The sequence below is a fragment of the Rhodococcus sp. 15-649-2-2 genome (assembly GCF_002258645.1).
Taxonomy (GTDB): domain Bacteria; phylum Actinomycetota; class Actinomycetes; order Mycobacteriales; family Mycobacteriaceae; genus Rhodococcoides.
In genome coordinates this window covers 1-16,412 of sequence record NZ_NPFM01000008.1, presented here as the reverse complement: position 1 = coordinate 16,412, position 16,412 = coordinate 1, and the positions used below count along the sequence as shown (strand labels likewise).

Sequence of the window (16,412 nt, the reverse complement as noted above, 5' to 3'; positions counted from 1 at the left end):
ATATGTATCGAGGACGAAGATGAGTGAAGGATCGGTTGGCTTCTACTACGCCGACGTCGTTGCGGTGGAACGGCTGACCGTGCACATGGTGCGCGTGACGTTCGGCGGCGAGCATGTCGCTGCCTACCGCACCCTCGGTGTACCCGACGAGTGTGTCGGCGTCTACTTTCCCCGAGAAGGGGAGGTGACGCCGCCGCCGATGACCGAGGTCGACGGCTTGTGGTGGTTCCACGGTCTGGAAAACCCACCGGAGGGCCGCAACTACACCATCCGCCGCCTCGACGAGGCGCGCGGTGAATTGACCGTCGACTTCTTCGCACACGAGGGCGGCGTCGCGGCAACCTGGGCGCAGCAGGCCACCCCGGGGCAGACGGTGCTGTTCACGCGTCCGCGATCCTGGTATTCACCTCCCGCCGACGTCGAATGGCTGCTGCTGGTCGCCGACATGACCGGGTTGCCCGCACTCGGCCGGCTCGTCGAACAGTTGCCGGCCGGGGCGAAGGCTCACGCCATCGTCGAGGTGCTCGAGCGCGGCGACATCCAATCCTTCGAAACTCCTGCCGATGTCACGTTCGATTGGCGCATCGGTTCCGGAAACGGAGACAGCGCAAGCGTTCTCGATGACGCCGCGTTGGCGTACCCACTGCCCGAAGGATGTGGCTACGTGTGGTTCGCCGGGGAGGCGTCGTCCTCGCGTCGGGTGCGCAAGTACTTCCGCAAGGAATTGGGCTACGACATAGCGCATTTCGACATCATCGGATACTGGCGGGCCGATTCCGAGAAGTGGCTCGAGAAGTACAAGCAGTACCAAGAGGAAGCGCTGGCGGTGTACAACGGCGTCATCGAATCCGGCCGCACCGAGCAAGAGGCCAGTGAGGCATTCGATGCGCTGCTCGAGCGGGTCGGGCTCTAACTCCGGAATTCGTAGTTCGGCAACTCCAGCGTCGCCGCGTCGGGACCGAGGAATCTGCTCGTGACCGCTTGCACGGGTTTCGATCCGGCGAGACGAAGTACCCCGCGGAACGCGGCTACTCCCGCAGCTGTCTTCGGATGCGCGACGCGAGGCACGCCGGGCGGCAGCTTCTGGGCCTGCTCGACGAACGGCCGCATCCGCGTCTCGAAGGCCTCGAAGCCGGCGCGATGGTCCTCGGCCCGGGCGAGTTCGCCGGCAAGGACGTAGGCACCGGTGACCGACAACGTGGTGCCCATGCCGCTCAGCGGTGTTGCGCACCAGGCGGCGTCGCCGAGCATCCCTATCCTGCCGTTCGACCAACGCGGGGCCCTCACCTGCGCGAGGTAGTCGACGTAGAGCTCCGAATCCGGTCCGAGCGAATTCAGAATTCTGGGTACTTCCCAGCCGACGTCGGCGAACTTCGCCCGCAAGGCGGCAATCACCTGCTCGGTGGACGCGCCTTCGTACCCGCCGTCGTCGGACACCCAGGACAAGCTGAAACGCGTCGTGCCGAGGTTGTCCGGACGCAGATTGGCGACTCTGGATCCGGGGGCGTTGTACCAACGCCACCAGCCGTCGTCGCTCGGTCCCTTCGGCAACACCCCATAGGCGGTGTACAGGCCGACCGGCGTGGTCTCCGCTTCGGCAGGAAACATCAGTTCTCTACTGCTGGAACGGACTCCGTCGGCGAACAGGACGAGATCGAACCTTTCCGCTGCCGTCGACGCGAACGTGACGTCCACGCCGTCGGCATCCTGAACCACGCCGACGACACGATCGCCATACCGGTATTCGGTTCGCGGACCGGCTGATTCGACAAGAATTCGAGCGAACTCGCCGCGCAGAATCTCCAACTCCGCTGTCGGTCCGTCGTGAGATCCGTCGCCGGCCGGGAAAGCGGCAATGGTGGCGTCGTTGTCGTCGACGAATCGGGTGCCCTTCTCGGTGGTGCCGTTGGCGAGCAACGTCGCGTCCATGCCCATCCGCCGCAGCACCTCGCGGCCCGATCCACGAACATCGATGTTCTGGCCGCCGAGCCTCAGTTGCGGAGCGCGTTCGACGACGGTGACGTCGTAACCGGCCTTGTCGAGCCAGAAGGCCACGGTGGGTCCGGCGATGCTGGCACCGGTGACGAGCACACGAGAAGTCATGGGACGGGCATGCCCGGGCGGCTGGTCGTTCAATCCCGAAAGGGAAAGTAGCTGAGCCTCACCTTGGTGGTGTACCTTCTCGGATTGTCCGGTTCATCCTTTTCGTCAGGAGTCCAGTGTTCACAGTCCGTCGTTTGGCCCTGCTCTCGTGCAGCGCAACCCTCGTCCTCGGTCTCACTGCGTGCAGCTCGGGCTCCACCGACGAGGCCGCGTCCACATCCGAGACCGCCACCGCAGACACCGCGCTGGTGGTGTACTCCGGACGCGGTGAAGAACTCGTCGACCCGCTGATCGAGCGTATCGGCGGCGGTATCGAGGTCGACTACTCGGGCAACACCAACGCCCAGGCCGCGAAGATCCTCGAAGAGGGCGACGCGACGCCGGCCGACGTCTTCTACGGACAGGACGCAGGCGCCCTCGGCGCTCTCGACGAGGCAGGCGCACTCGCGCCGTTGCCCGAGGACATCCTCTCGCTCGTCCCCGAGCAGTACCGCGGCACCGACGGCACCTGGGTCGCCACCTCCGCACGGGCTCGCGTGCTGGCCTACAACTCCGATTCGGTGCAGGCAGCAGACCTGCCGACCGGCATCGACGGACTGCTCGATCCCCGCTGGCGCGGACAGATCGGCTACGCACCGACCAACGCGTCGTTCCAGGCTTTCGTCACTGCCCTCCGCGTGCAGCGCGGTGAGGACGGTGCTCGCACCTGGCTCGAAGGATTCGTCGCCAACGAGCCCGTTGCGTTCGAGGGCAACGGCCCGCTGCTGACCGCCGTCAACGACGGACAGGTCGCCACCGGCCTCCTCAACCACTATTACTGGTACCCGTTCAAGGACGAGAACGGTGCCGACGCTCCCGTCGAGCTGCACTACTTCGAGCCCGGTGATCCCGGCGCACTGATCAACGTCGCCGGAGCCGGTGTGCTGGCTGCGTCGGACAACCAGGAGGCCGCATTCGACTTCGTCCGTGAGCTGCTCTCGACCGAATCGCAGACCTACTTCGCGAACGAGACCGCCGAGTACCCCGTCATCGACGGCGTCACCTCGGACTACGACCTGCCGCCGCTGTCCGACTTGGGCTCGACCGATCTCGATCTGGGCCGGCTCTCGTCCCTCGAGGAGACCCAGACCCTGCTCACCGACGTCGGAATCATCTAGTCGGTGCTCGATTCTGCACTCCAGCCGCTTCGGCGGCGCCACTTCGGCGGTCGTCCCGTTCTCGGGACGGCCGCGTTGTGCGTGGGAGCGCTGACGCTGACGCCCTTGGTGTACCTGTTCGTTCGAGCGTTCGACGGTGGTACCGAGAAAGTACTGCGGCTGCTCCTGCGGCAACGCACCCTCGATCTCGTTGTCCGGACGGCCACACTCGCGCTCACCGTGGTGGTCGCTTCCGTTGTGGTGGGGACGCTGCTGGCATGGTTGACCGTACGGACCGATCTACCGGGGCGGCGCATCTTCTCGATGATCCTCGCAGCGCCGCTGGCCATCCCGTCGTACGTGTCCGGCTATCTGTGGATTGCCGAATTTCCCTCACTTGCAGGATTTTCCGGCGCTGCTCTCGTACTGACGCTGTCCTGCTTCCCGCTGGTGATGTTGCCGGTGTCCGCGGCGTTCGCCACCGCGGACCCGTCGTTGGCCGAAGTGTCTCGCACCCTGGGCCGCGGGGCGGTGCGCACCGCATTGACCGTCGAGTGCCGTCGCGTCGTTCCGGCGGCGGCAGCAGGTGCACTTCTGGTGGCGCTGTACACCATCAGTGACTTCGGGGCAGTTGCGCTGATGCGGTACGACGCCTTCACTCTGGGCATCTACAGCGCCTACCGCGGCGGGCTCGATCGCACCGCGGCCGCTGTTCTCGGGTTGGTCCTCGTGGTGGGCGCGTTGGTGTTGACCCTCCTCGAACGGCGCGCTCGACGCGGGGCCACTGCGCGCGTGGGATCGGGTACCGACCGAACCGCGGAGCCGATCGCCCTCGGCCGATGGCGTATTCCAGCTGTAGCTGTCGTCGTTGCAGCACTGAGTGTTTCGGTGCTCGTGCCGATACTGGCCCTGGCGCGATGGCTCACTCGATCGCTGCGCTTCACCGTCGACTGGTCGGACGTGCTGGCTGTCAGCGCCAAGACGGTTCAGTACTCGGCGAGTGCTGCTCTGGTGGTAGCCGTGCTCGCGTTGCCGGTCGCGCTGTTCGCGGCCAGATCCACCTCCCGAAGTGCCCGCACCGCCGAGTTGTCCACGTACATTGCGCACGGTCTCCCGGGTATCACCGTCGGACTCGCCACGGTGTTTCTCGGAATCAGGTTCCTGCCGTCGTTCTACCAGACCGCGGTACTGCTGGTGCTGGCGTACGTGGTGCTGTTCCTGCCGTTGGCCGTCGGTAGTACCAGGGCCGTCGTCGACGCCACTCCTGTTGTTCTCGAGGATGTTTCGCGAACGCTCGGCGCCGGACGTGTGCGCACCGACCTTCGGGTGACTATTCCGATCGCCGTACCCGGCATCGCCGCCGGGGCCGCGCTGGTCTTCCTGACCGTCGCCAAGGAATTGCCGGCGACCCTGATGCTGCGCCCGCGCGGAGTCGATACCCTCGCGACCACGCTGTGGTCCACCACCGAGGCGTTCCGATACGGCGAGGCGGCTCCCTATGCCGTGGCGCTGATCGTGATCTCCGTGGTTCCGACGATCGTCCTGACGCGGGCGCTGGGGCGCACGACACGGAAGCGAGTGGTACTGCGATGAGTACGATGATCTCCGATCTTGTTGCCTCCTACGGCAGTACCACGGTGTTGCACGGCATCGATCTGGATCTGGGCGACGGTGAGATGCTCGCCGTGCTCGGTCCCTCCGGCTGCGGCAAGACGACTCTGCTGAGATCGATCGCGGGCCTGCACCGTATCGATGCGGGTCGCATCACCTCCGACGGGCGCGACCTCTCCGTTGCCGGACGTGTCCAGGTACCCCCGGAGAATCGGGGGATAGGCCTGATGCCACAGGAAGGTGGACTGTTTCCGCACCTGACGGTCCGCCGAAACATCGAATTCGGTTTGCGCACAGGGTTCGTGCGGCCGTACCTGTCCGGCCGAGCGGAGCGGTCGCGACGCGTCGACGAGATGCTCGAGCTCGTCGGACTGCCCGACGCGGGTGCGGTCCTGCCCAGCGAACTCTCGGGTGGTCAGCAGCAGCGCATCGCGTTGGCGCGTGCGCTGGCTCCGGCTCCGTCGGTGGTGCTGATGGACGAGCCGTTCGCCGCTCTCGATGCAGGGCTGCGCACCTCGATCAGGCAGGACGTTCGAGAATTGTTGAAGGCCAGCAAGACCGCGTCGATCCTCGTCACCCATGACCGGGCCGAAGCGCTCGGCACGGCGGATCGTGTCGCTGTACTACTGGGCGGGCGCTGCGCCCAGGTCGACACGCCGCGCGAGGTGTACGAGCGGCCGGCCACGCCCGCCGTGGCGCGATTCGTCGGCGACGCGTACTTCGTCGATGCTGTGGGCCACGGCGATTACGCCGAGACGATCCTCGGACGAATCGAGACCACCACTCGCGCAACAGGAGACGGGCAGGTGTTGCTTCGCCCCGAACAGTTGGTGGTCTCGGATCCGGAGGACGGCGCATTCGTCGTCGAGCACGAGTTCTTCACCGGCCCCGAGTCCTCGGTGACCCTGCGGCACAGCGATACCGGGCTGCGACTGCGGGTCATCGCCCGCACCTCCGATCGATTCACCCCCGGCGGCGTCGTGGACGTCTCCGTGACATCTCCGGTGTACTGGTTCGAGGGCTCTGCGGACTAGGTTCGCAACTCCACGAGCGGGATCGGATTCTCCTGGCCGGGCCAGGTACCGACCAGGTGCGGCAGCTCGGTGGCAGTAGTGTCGATTACCCGTCGGACATACAGGCGCGGTGACGTCGACGGGTGCCCACCGGTACCCCTGACCCGCGTAGTGGATTCACGTACCGTTCGAGCACCATCGGGGGAGTGCACCACCAGTTCCGCCTGTTCGGCACCGTCGACGATGGCCGCGGTGGTCACTGTCACGTACACCGGATCGCCGATGCCGTCGTAGACCCAACGCGTGCCCAGTACCGAATGTTCCATCGTGGCAACGAGATAGGACTCGGCTCCGTCCACTGGGGCATTGCGATAGGTCAGGGGTACCTGAAACACCGTGCCCGACGCCGTCCGCACGAGATGGGTTTCGACGCCGACCTCCCCGGCCGGATCGTCGAAACGATATGCGCCGACGGCCTCGAGGCCGGTGATATCCCTCTGAGCTGCCCACTCCTGCGTCGGAATCCAGGCTGCAATCGCGTCCAGTTTCGAGGGAACGAGCGTGGCGCGATGAATGACGGACATACAGAGAACGCTACTTTGCCGCACGCTTCGGCATCAGTACGGCTGCAACGGTCATCAGGACGGCCGCGACCAACACTCCGATGAAGACCAGATGGATGGCGTCGGACAGTTGTTCGGGTTCGGGATCCCCCGACACTCGCGCGTTGACGATCGCGCCGAACACCGCGACGCCGACCGCGCTACCGAGGGAGCGGGCGAACATGTTGGTGGAGGTGACGACGCCGCGTTCGGCCCAATCGACGCTCGACTGTGCTGCGATCAACGTGGGGCTTGCGATCAACCCCATGCCGAGGCCGATGACGAAGCACATCGCCGCGACATGCCAGATCTGCGACTCGGCGTCGAGCAGCGTTGTCAGTGCCGCCCCGACGACGCCGATCGAGCCGCCGACGACCGCGGTGGTCCGGAAGCCGAAACGGAGGTACACCCGACCGGACTGGGATGCGGCGATCGGCCAACCGAGAGTCAGTGTGGACAGCGAGAACCCGGCGACGATGGCTCCCGTGCCGAACACCCCCTGAACGAATGTCGGCACGTAGGAGGTCAGCCCCAGAATCAGCGCGCCGACGAGCAACGAGATGAAGCTGCTGACCACCAGAACGCGCCGGGTGAACACCCACAGCGGCAGGATCGGCTCCTCGGCGCGGGACTCCACCCACGCGAACACCGCGAGCAGTAGGAAGCCCACGACGAAGATCGCGATGCTGATCGGCGAATCCCAGGCCCAGGACTGGCCGCCTTCCAGCAAGCCGAGCAACACCATCGTTGCGCCGACGGTGAGCAGAGCGGCCCCGAGGTAGTCGATCTTGGGCTTGGCGCGTTCGACGGCACCCTCCTCGAATTTGCGCAGCAGCATGAACGCCGCCAGCGCGCACAGAGGAATGTTGATGAAGAAGATCCATCGCCAGGACAGGAACTCGGAGAAGACGCCGCCGAGAGCTGGGCCGAGAACCGAGGAGATCGCCCACACGCTGGCCAGGTAGCCCTGGACTTTGGCGCGTTCGGCGAGGGTGTAGATGTCGCCGGCGATGGTGATGGACATCGGCTGTACGGCGCCCGCACCGAGTCCCTGAATCGCGCGGAAAGCGATCAGAGCAGGCATGCTCCACGCCAGGCCACACAGAATGGAGCCGAGACAGAACATCGCGATACCGAACAGCATGATCTTCTTGCGCCCGAACAGGTCGGAGAGCTTGCCGTAGAGCGGCACCGAGACCGCCTGCGCAAGCAGGTAGATCGAGAACAACCACGGGAACTGCGCGAACCCGCCGAGGTCGCCGACGATGGTGAGCACCGCAGTGGCGATGATCGTGGCGTCCAGCGCCACCAGTGACGAGCTGAGCATCAGCGCGATCAGGATGGGACCGCGTTCGGAGCGGAATCCGATGTCCGGGGTCGATTCGGTCGTTGCCATTGCTACTCATTGTGATCCCTGCCTGCCGACGCGGCGGCACCGGCCCAGATAGTGTTGAACACCGTGCGACCATCATTGAGTAGCTACGAGCATCTGGCCGGCGGCAAGGTCCGCGATCTCTACACCATCGACGACGCGCATCTGCTGCTCGTCGCGAGCGACCGCATCTCGGCGTACGACCACATCCTCGACACCCCGATCCCGGACAAGGGACGGGTGCTGACGGCGATGAGCGTGTTCTTCTTCGAAGAACTCGGCGGCGTGAACCATCTGGCAGGCGACCCGCGAGACGAGCGCATTCCCGCCGAACTGCTCGGCCGCGCCCTGGTGGTGAAGAAGCTGAACATGGTGCCGATCGAATGCGTCGCTCGCGGCTACCTCACCGGCTCCGGTCTGGCCGATTACAACGCCACCGGAGCGGTCTGCGGAGTCGAGCTGCCGCCCGGTCTGATCGAATCGAGCAAACTCGACGAGGTGATCTTCACTCCCGCCGCAAAGGCAGCACTCGGCGATCACGACGAGAACATCACCTTCGACCAGGCCGTCGAGCAGGTCGGTGCCGAACTTGCCTTCAAATTGCGCGAGGACACCATCGAGATCTACTCGCGCGCAGCAAACTTCGCTCTCGAACGCGGAATCATTCTCGCGGACACCAAGTTCGAGTTCGGTACCGACGCCGACGGCAATCTCGTGCTCGCCGACGAGGTGCTCACTCCCGACTCTTCGCGGTACTGGCCCGCCGATTCGTACCAGGAAGGTCGCGTCCAGCCGAGCTTCGACAAGCAGTTCGTCCGCGACTGGTTGACCGGTGAATCCGGGTGGGACCGCAAGTCCGACACCCCGCCACCACCGTTGCCGGACGACATCGTCGCCGCGACACGCAGCCGCTACATCGAGGCCTACGAGCGCATCTCGGGCCTGAACTTCGACGATTGGGTCACGCCATGACGATCACCCCTCCCGTTGCCAAGAAGGTGCCCCTCGAGCGCACCCATCACGGCGATACGTTCATCGACAACTACGAATGGTTGCGCGCCAAGGAAGACCCCGAGGTCATCGCGTACCTCGAGGCCGAGAATGCCTATACCGAGCAGCAGACGGCCGGACTGGAATCACTCCGCGGCAAGATCTTCGACGAGATCAAGTCCCGAACCCAGGAGACCGACCTGTCCGTGCCGACGCGCATGGGCCAGTGGTGGTACTACTCCCGCACCGTCGAGGGAAAGTCGTACGGTCTCCAATGCCGTTGCCCCGTCGACTCTCCCGACGACTGGACACCGCCGACGCTGTCTTCCGACGTGGACGTTCCCGGTGAGCAGGTCCTGCTCGACGCCAACGTCGAGGCGGAGGGTCACGACTTCTTCTCCCTCGGTGCGTTCTCGATCAGCCTCGACGGCACGCTGTTGGCGTACTCGACCGACACCGAGGGCGACGAGCGGTACACGCTGCGTTTCAAGAACCTCGAAACCGGAGAACTGCTGGCCGACACCATCGAGAACGTCGCGCCGGGAGCCACCTGGACCGCCGACGCCACGCACGTCTTCTACCTGACGGTCGACGAATCTTGGCGTCCCGACACCGTGTGGCGACACACCCTCGGTAAGACCGAGGACGTCAAGGTCTTCCACGAGCCCGACGAAAGCTACTGGGTCGGTTTCGGTTCCACCCGTAGCGAGAAGTACCTGATGATCTGGGTCGGTTCCAAGATCACCTCCGAGTGCCTCGTCCTGGAATCCACCGATCCCGAGGGCGAGTTCCGCGTCGTACTCCCGCGCACGGACGGCATCGAGTACAGCATCGAACACGCCGTCGTGGCGGGTGAGGATCGCTTCCTCATCACCCACAACGGTTCGGTCAACGGCTGGGGCACCGAGGGGGAGAAGGCCGAGAACTTCCTGCTCGCCGAGGCCCCGGTCTCCGACCCGCTCGATCAGCGCATTCTGGTTCCGCATCAGGGCGACGTCCGAGTCGAGGACATCGACGCCTTCGCCGGCCACCTGATCTTCACCTACCGGCGAGAAGCGTTGACCCGCATGGCGATCTGGCCGCTGACCGACGAGGGATACGGCGAATACCGCGAGCTCGAGTTCGACGAGGAGCTCTATTCGGTCGGAGCCGGCTCGAACCCCGAGTGGGATCAGCCGCTGCTGCGCATGGTCTACACCTCGTTCATCACCCCCGGTCAGGTCTACGACCTCGACATCGCCAGTGGTGAACTGCTGCTCCGCAAATCGCAGCCGGTTCTGGGCAAGTTCGATGCCGGTGACTATGTGCAGCACAGAGATTGGGCCACCGCGCCGGACGGAACGCAGATTCCGCTGTCGGTCATCGCTCGCAAGGACGTCCCCGAGGGCCCGGCTCCCACGTTGCTGTACGGGTACGGATCGTACGAGGCGTCGATGGACCCGTCGTTCTCGGTCGCGCGGTTGTCTCTGCTCGACCGCGGCATCGTGTTCGTCGTCGCACACGTGCGCGGCGGCGGCGAGATGGGTCGGCACTGGTACGACAACGGCAAGACGCTGAAGAAGAAGAACACGTTCACCGACTTCGTCGCTGCCGCGCAGCATCTCATCGATACCGGCCGCACCTCACCGAAGCATCTGGTCGCCGATGGCGGTAGCGCAGGCGGACTGCTGATGGGTGCGGTGGCCAACCTCGCACCCGAGCTGTTCAATGGCATCCTCGCCAACGTTCCGTTCGTCGATCCGCTCACCTCCATCCTCGACCCGTCACTGCCGCTGACGGTCATCGAATGGGACGAGTGGGGAAACCCGTTGGCGGACAAGGAGGTGTACGAATACATGAAGTCGTACAGTCCCTACGAGAACGTCGAGGCCAAGGACTACCCGTCGATCCTGGCGATCACGTCCATCAACGACACCCGCGTCCTGTACGTCGAGCCCGCCAAATGGGTTGCGGCCCTTCGTGCAACCAAGACCGGTGACTCGGACCTGTTGCTCAAGACCGAAATGAGCGCTGGCCACGGGGGAGTGAGCGGACGCTACGAGAAGTGGAAGGAAGCGGCTTTCGAGTACGCGTGGATCGTGAGCGCCTCCGGCGCACGTGCATAGAAACTCGTAGCCTGCTACGAGTTTCCGTTCACATGCAGCGCAGCCGCTCTAACGCCACACGTAGCGGACCTGCGGTCGCCCGGCTTTACCGTATTCGGTGTGCCGGGTGACCAGGCCGTCGTCGGCCAGACGCTCGAGGTATCGCCATGCCGTCACTCGGGACACTCCGACGACCTTCGCGGCCTCGGATGCGTTGAGTCCGTCGGCCGATTCCTTGACGGAGGCGGTGATGCCGTCCATCGTCTGCGGGGCAATGCCTTTGGGGGTTGAGACGCGTTCGTCGGCCGTCCGCAGATGCGCCATCGCACGGTCGATGTCTCGCTGACTGGACGCGTTCTCGCCGGCCGGTAACGCATCGTGGAATTCACGGTAGCGCTCGAGCTTGTCGCGAAACGCAGCGAACGTGAACGGCTTGAGCAGATACAGCACGATGCCGTGCGCCACGGCCGAACGCACCACCGACAGATCCCGCTCGGAGGTGATGGCGATGACGTCGGGGCTCGGGCGCAGGCCGCCGAGGGCTGCGGCCACGTCGATGCCACTCGCGTCGGGCAGCCCGATGTCGAGCAACACCAGATCGACGGACTCGGTGCTGGCGAATCTCATGGCCGCAGCACCGGTGTGTGCGACGCCCGCAACCTCGAAGCCCGGGGTGCGCTCGACGTACGTCTTGTGAGCCTCGGCGATCAGCGGTTCGTCGTCGACGATCAGTACCTTGATCACGACGGAGATCCGGGGATGGTGGCGATCATGACAGAGCCGTACGTCACCTCGGATGTCAGGGTGCCGCGATGGCGACCGATCACCTGAGTCACCAGGGCCAGGCCCAGCCCGCGTGACCCGGACTTGGTCGAGTAGCCGCGCCGCAGAGCCGCTTTCAACGTCTCCGGTGGCATTCCGGGACCGCTGTCGGCCACGCGGACGACGAGTTCGCCGTCGGCATCACGGACGGTCACTTCGACCCACGGCTGATCGGATTCTTTCGAGGCATCGATGGCATTGTCTATCAGATTGCCTACCAGCGTGACCAATTCGCGAGCCGTCAATACCCCTTCGTCCTCCATCGCGGTGTCGTCGGTGATGGTGAGTTCCACACCCTGCTCGGCAGCTTGACTGACCTTGCCCAGTAGCAGAGCCGCGAGTGCAGGCTCGCCGACGGCGTTCATCAGCCGGTCGATGAGGGATTGCGAGAGCTCCAGATCGGCCGTCGCGAACTCCACGGCTTCCTCGGGTCGACCGAGTTCGACCATCGTGATGACCGTGTGCAGCCTGTTGGCCGATTCGTGAGCCTGCGAACGCAGCGACTCGGCGAAACTACGCACCGAGTCGAGTTCACCCATCAGCGAACGTAATTCGGTCTGATCGCGGATTGTCAGCACATTGCCCAGTCGCCTGCCCTCCCACATCACCGGATCCTGATTGACGACGAGAACACGATCCTTCGTCAGATGCAGTTCACCGCGCACGATGCCGGTGTCCATCTGCTGCATCGACTCCGGCAATGACGCGAGCGAGACCGGGCCCTCCGGTAGGTCGAGGAGGCGTCGAGCCTCGTCGTTGACCAACTCGGCCTCGTCGCCGCGGCCGAATACCAACAGACCTTCACCGATGGAGTGCAGGACGGCGTCGTGATGTTCGTACATCGTGCGCAGCTCAGCCGGGGCCATGCCCAGTGTCTGACGCCGGAGCCGCCGGCTGAGCAAGGTCGATCCAACCGCGGCGACGACGAAGGCGGCGAGCACGACCCCGATGATGAGCGGTAGCCCCTGAAAGAACTGGTCGCTGATCTTCTGGCGAGTGACTCCGGCGGAGACGAGGCCGACGATCTCGCCGGACGAATCGGTGACCGGGGTGACCGACCGAATCGAGGGGCCGAGGGACCCGACATAGGTTTCGGTGAAGGTTTCGCCCTGCAGTGCACGGTCGATGTTGCCGCTGAAGGGCTTACCGATCAGGTCGACGGTGGTGTGGGTGAATCGAGTGCGATCCGGGGCCATGACGACGATGAAGTCGACGCCCGTCACCTGCCTGATCTTCTCGGTTTCCGGTTGCAGACGCGACGTCGGATCGTCGGACTCGATAGCCAGCGGCGTCGACGGTTCGTTGGCGATGCTCACAGCGATCGCCGTGACTTCGCGTCGGGTCGCGTCGTCGCTGTTGGAACGTTCGTTGAGCACCGTCAGGATGCCGCCGGCGAACACGACGACCGCCATGACGACGAGCTGCAGCACCAGCACCTGGCCGGCGACGCTCAGCGGACGTTTGGTGGACAACGGATTCCTTTCGCGCAAGAACGATCGGTGTGAACGAAATGAACGTATAGGTGACTCCTGTCACTGCGTGCAGCAACATCATCTCTCAGCAGGGGTGATGCACCTCACTCCACTCCCAGTAGTTACGAAGTCCGCAGTTCGACTCGCGCTTCACTTGAACCAGAAGGAACACTCATGAGTATCAGCACCGATGCTGAGCGGTTCGACAACCCGCCCACCGAGCCCAAGAAGAAGCGCGACAAGACTCATTGGCTCTACATCGCGGTGATCATCGCCGTGATCGCCGGAGTCGTCGTCGGATTGCTGTGGAAGGATTTCGGTGTCGAGCTGGCAGTGCTCGGCACGCTGTTCGTCAGCCTGATCAAGATGATGATCAGCCCGGTCATCTTCTGCACCATCGTGCTCGGCATCGGTTCGGTCCGTGCCGCAGCCAGCGTCGGCAAGGTCGGCGGCCTTGCGCTGGCGTACTTCCTCAGCATGTCGACCATCGCGCTCGGTATCGGCATGGTCGTCGGCAACCTGATCCAGCCCGGTGACGGTCTGGACATCCCGGCCAGCGGCGGAGCCGATGACCTCGTCAAGACCGCCGAGGCGGCCGGCGGCACGATGGACTTCATCGCCGGAATCATTCCGACATCGCTGCTGTCCTCGCTCACCGCAGGCTCGGTGCTGCAGACGCTGTTCGTCGCCATCCTTGTCGGCTTCGCGTTGCAGGCCATGGGCAAGAGCGGTGAAGGCATCCTCAAGGGCATCGGCGCAGTGCAGAAGCTCGTCTTCCGCATCCTGACCATGATCCTGTGGCTCGCCCCGATCGGTGCTTTCGGCGCCATCGCCGGTGTTGTCGGCAAGACCGGGTTCGACGCAGTCCTGCAGCTCGGCACCCTGATGCTCGCCTTCTACATCACCTGCTTCATCTTCGTCTTCTTCTTCCTCGGACTGATCCTGCGCTTCGTCACCGGCTTCTCGATCTTCAAGCTGGTCAAGTACCTGGCCCGTGAGTACCTGCTCATCGTCGCCACCAGCTCCTCCGAGTCGGCCCTGCCGCGTCTGATCGCCAAGATGGAACACGTCGGCGTCGAGCGCACCACCGTCGGCATCGTCGTCCCCACCGGCTACTCCTTCAACCTCGACGGCACCGCGATCTACCTGACGATGGCCTCGATCTTCATCGCCGACGCCATGAACCTGCCGCTGTCGATCCCCGAGCAGTTCTCGCTGCTGCTGTTCATGATCATCGCTTCCAAGGGTGCAGCCGGAGTGTCCGGAGCCGGCCTGGCCACACTGGCCGGCGGTCTCGAAAGTCATGCTCCGCAGCTGCTCGACGGAGTGCCGATCATCGTCGGAATCGACCGCTTCATGTCCGAGGCTCGTGCAGTCACGAACTTCTCCGGAAACGCTGTCGCCACCCTGCTCATCGGCACCTGGACCAAGACGCTCGACAAGGATCGGGTCAACACGGTCCTCGACGGCAACCTGCCGTTCGACGAGGAGACCATGGTCGACGATCACCTCCCCGAGGACGAGCGACCTGCCGACAAGCAGGTCATCATCGAAAAGCACGCCGCCAAGGCGTAAGGCCTGCCGGGCGCCGCGCATCCCCCCGTCGCCCGGTTCGGAAAAACGCAAGTACGACCCCGCCACCAGCGGGGTCGTACTTGCTTTTGTACGTCGGTTCCATTCTGTCGGTACTCACAGGTAAGTTCGGGTGATGACTGAAGTTCAGAACATCGGCATCAACACGCTGGGTGGTGCGCCCACCTCGCTCGACGAGTACGCCGGAAGGGCCGTTCTCGTGGTCAATGTCGCCTCCAAGTGTGGACTGACCCCGCAGTACGAAAAGCTCGAGAAGCTCGCCAACGAATACTCGGCCCGTGGCCTCTCGGTCGTCGGAGTGCCCTGCAACCAGTTCGGTGGCCAGGAGCCCGGCACCGCCGAAGAAATCGAGACGTTCTGCTCCACCACGTACGGCGTCACGTTCGCAATGACCGAGAAGGTCGACGTCAACGGTGACAACCAGCACCCGTTGTACGCCGAACTGACCAAGACCGAGGACGCCGAAGGCAAGGCCGGAGACGTTCAGTGGAACTTCGAGAAGTTCCTGATCTCGCCCGAGGGCGTCGTCACCGATCGCTTCCGTCCGCGCACCGAGCCGGACGCTCCCGAGGTGCTCGCCGCGATCGACAAGATCTTGCCGAAGGAAACGATCGCCGTTTAGCTTCTGTCTGCATCGACTTCGAGCCTCGTTCACGCTGGTGTGCGAGGCTCGAGTCATGTCTGGACGCCTGATCGTGTCGGTGAGCGGAATCAAGAACGACACCTACGAGCATGCCGCCGAGTTCGCACGGATCCTCGACGGACGGGGCGTCCCGTTGTCGCTGCTCGTCGCGCCGCGATTGAAAGACAAATACCGTCTTGCTGCGGACGTGCCCACCCAGGAGTGGTTGCGGGCCCGACGCGACGGCGGCGACGCGATCGTTCTGCACGGCTACGACCAGGCCGCGACGAAGCGTCGACGCTCCGAGTTCGCCGCACTGCCTCGTCATGAAGCTCGACTGCGCCTGATGGCAGCAGACAGGGTGATGGAACAGACCGGACTGCGCACCCGAGTGTTCGCCGCTCCGCGCTGGATCGCCTCACCCGGAGCCGTGGAAGCTCTACCCGATGCAGGCTTCCGAATGTTGGCTGCGCTGAACGGCATTCACGACCTGGACCGTGACGGCGTCATCCGTGCCCGAGTCTGGGGAATCGGTGAAGGATTCAAAGCCGAGCCCTGGTGGTTCAAAGCTCTGGTACTCGGGGCCGGCCGCACCGCGCGCCGCGAGGGAGTGGTGCGCCTGGCGATCAGTGCCAAACAACTTGGTCGACCGGGGCCGCGACAGGCAATCCTCGATGCCATCGACCTCTCCCTGCACCACGGAGCCGAGGCCGGCGTGTACGAATGGATCCCGCGAACCAAAGCCCGCGTGGCGTAGCTCCTCGCTGACTGATCCCCGCCCCGCCCCGCGTCAATGGACCCTTGCACGCCCCAGACGTATGCACAGTGCCATTCACTCGCACGGGGTTGCGGCGTGAATGTGCCATTGCAACGCTCAGACGTATGTGCACCGATCCCCGGAAGTTGGACTGAGTAATTCAGTTCCGACTACTGGGGAGCGTGTGCATGCGTGTACGAAGTTCACTTACAGAGGATCAGCGGGTCGCGGCGGT

At 64.4% G+C, this 16,412-nt stretch carries 14 protein-coding genes; 9 read left to right on the top strand and 5 right to left on the bottom strand.

Annotated elements, in window-relative coordinates; translation table 11 throughout:
• Positions 1–19: 19 nt before the first annotated feature.
• On the top strand, positions 20–913 hold the full coding sequence (locus CH305_RS03465) for a siderophore-interacting protein (protein WP_094702683.1): 894 nt from the start codon (positions 20–22) through the stop codon (positions 911–913).
• Here CH305_RS03465 and CH305_RS03460 read toward each other — a convergent pair.
• The gene (locus tag CH305_RS03460) at positions 910–2,103 is read right to left on the bottom strand and encodes an FAD-dependent monooxygenase (RefSeq protein ID WP_094702681.1); all 1,194 of its coding nucleotides are present in this window, start codon (positions 2,101–2,103) and stop codon (positions 910–912) included. The two genes, CH305_RS03465 and CH305_RS03460, sit on opposite strands and share 4 nt — an antisense overlap.
• 116 nt (positions 2,104–2,219) lie before the next feature.
• On the opposite strand from CH305_RS03460, the gene CH305_RS03455 reads away from it, so the two are divergent.
• From CH305_RS03455 to CH305_RS03445, 3 genes are read left to right on the top strand one after another with little or no spacing between them, the layout of a single operon-like run.
• Positions 2,220–3,260 carry an iron ABC transporter substrate-binding protein gene (locus tag CH305_RS03455; protein WP_094608461.1) on the top strand — a complete coding sequence of 347 codons (1,041 nt, stop codon included), beginning with the start codon at positions 2,220–2,222 and terminating at the stop codon, positions 3,258–3,260.
• A 3-nt stretch (positions 3,261–3,263) separates the two neighbouring features.
• Positions 3,264–4,832 carry an iron ABC transporter permease gene (locus tag CH305_RS03450; protein ID WP_256983506.1) on the top strand — a complete coding sequence of 523 codons (1,569 nt, stop codon included), beginning with the start codon at positions 3,264–3,266 and terminating at the stop codon, positions 4,830–4,832.
• The gene (locus tag CH305_RS03445; protein WP_094702679.1) at positions 4,829–5,884 is read left to right on the top strand and encodes an ABC transporter ATP-binding protein; all 1,056 of its coding nucleotides are present in this window, start codon (positions 4,829–4,831) and stop codon (positions 5,882–5,884) included. Before CH305_RS03450 ends, CH305_RS03445 begins: the two co-directional genes overlap by 4 nt.
• Here CH305_RS03445 and CH305_RS03440 read toward each other — a convergent pair.
• Positions 5,881–6,447, bottom strand: a complete 567-nt coding sequence (locus CH305_RS03440) for a hypothetical protein (protein WP_094702677.1) — start codon at positions 6,445–6,447, stop codon at positions 5,881–5,883. The two genes, CH305_RS03445 and CH305_RS03440, sit on opposite strands and share 4 nt — an antisense overlap.
• A 10-nt stretch (positions 6,448–6,457) precedes the next feature.
• On the bottom strand, positions 6,458–7,861 hold the full coding sequence (locus CH305_RS03435; RefSeq protein ID WP_032405758.1) for an MDR family MFS transporter: 1,404 nt from the start codon (positions 7,859–7,861) through the stop codon (positions 6,458–6,460).
• Between the two features lie 63 nt (positions 7,862–7,924).
• Here CH305_RS03435 and CH305_RS03430 point away from each other — a divergent pair, with 63 nt between their 5' ends.
• Complete coding sequence (locus CH305_RS03430) at positions 7,925–8,809, top strand: phosphoribosylaminoimidazolesuccinocarboxamide synthase (RefSeq protein ID WP_037173567.1); 885 nt, start codon at positions 7,925–7,927, stop codon at positions 8,807–8,809.
• Positions 8,806–10,932: a S9 family peptidase gene (locus CH305_RS03425; RefSeq protein ID WP_094702675.1), complete on the top strand. Its 2,127-nt coding sequence runs from the start codon at positions 8,806–8,808 to the stop codon at positions 10,930–10,932. The genes CH305_RS03430 and CH305_RS03425 overlap by 4 nt, the downstream gene beginning before the upstream one ends.
• Before the next feature lie 48 nt (positions 10,933–10,980).
• Here CH305_RS03425 and CH305_RS03420 read toward each other — a convergent pair whose 3' ends face one another.
• Positions 10,981–11,655 carry a response regulator gene (locus CH305_RS03420; protein WP_032376361.1) on the bottom strand — a complete coding sequence of 225 codons (675 nt, stop codon included), beginning with the start codon at positions 11,653–11,655 and terminating at the stop codon, positions 10,981–10,983.
• On the bottom strand, positions 11,652–13,145 hold the full coding sequence (locus CH305_RS03415; protein WP_256983520.1) for a sensor histidine kinase: 1,494 nt from the start codon (positions 13,143–13,145) through the stop codon (positions 11,652–11,654). The genes CH305_RS03420 and CH305_RS03415 overlap by 4 nt, the downstream gene beginning before the upstream one ends.
• A gap of 234 nt (positions 13,146–13,379) precedes the next feature.
• Between CH305_RS03415 and CH305_RS03410 the strand changes: the two genes are divergently transcribed.
• From CH305_RS03410 to CH305_RS03400, 3 genes are all read left to right on the top strand, one after another.
• Positions 13,380–14,780 (top strand): cation:dicarboxylate symporter family transporter, encoded by a 1,401-nt coding sequence (locus CH305_RS03410; RefSeq protein WP_094608457.1) that lies wholly within the window; start codon positions 13,380–13,382, stop codon positions 14,778–14,780.
• A gap of 133 nt (positions 14,781–14,913) precedes the next feature.
• Positions 14,914–15,420: a glutathione peroxidase gene (locus tag CH305_RS03405; RefSeq protein ID WP_032376363.1), complete on the top strand. Its 507-nt coding sequence runs from the start codon at positions 14,914–14,916 to the stop codon at positions 15,418–15,420.
• Positions 15,421–15,475: 55 nt separating this feature from the next.
• Positions 15,476–16,177: a DUF2334 domain-containing protein gene (locus tag CH305_RS03400; RefSeq protein WP_037154368.1), complete on the top strand. Its 702-nt coding sequence runs from the start codon at positions 15,476–15,478 to the stop codon at positions 16,175–16,177.
• The last annotated feature ends 235 nt before the right edge of the window (positions 16,178–16,412 follow it).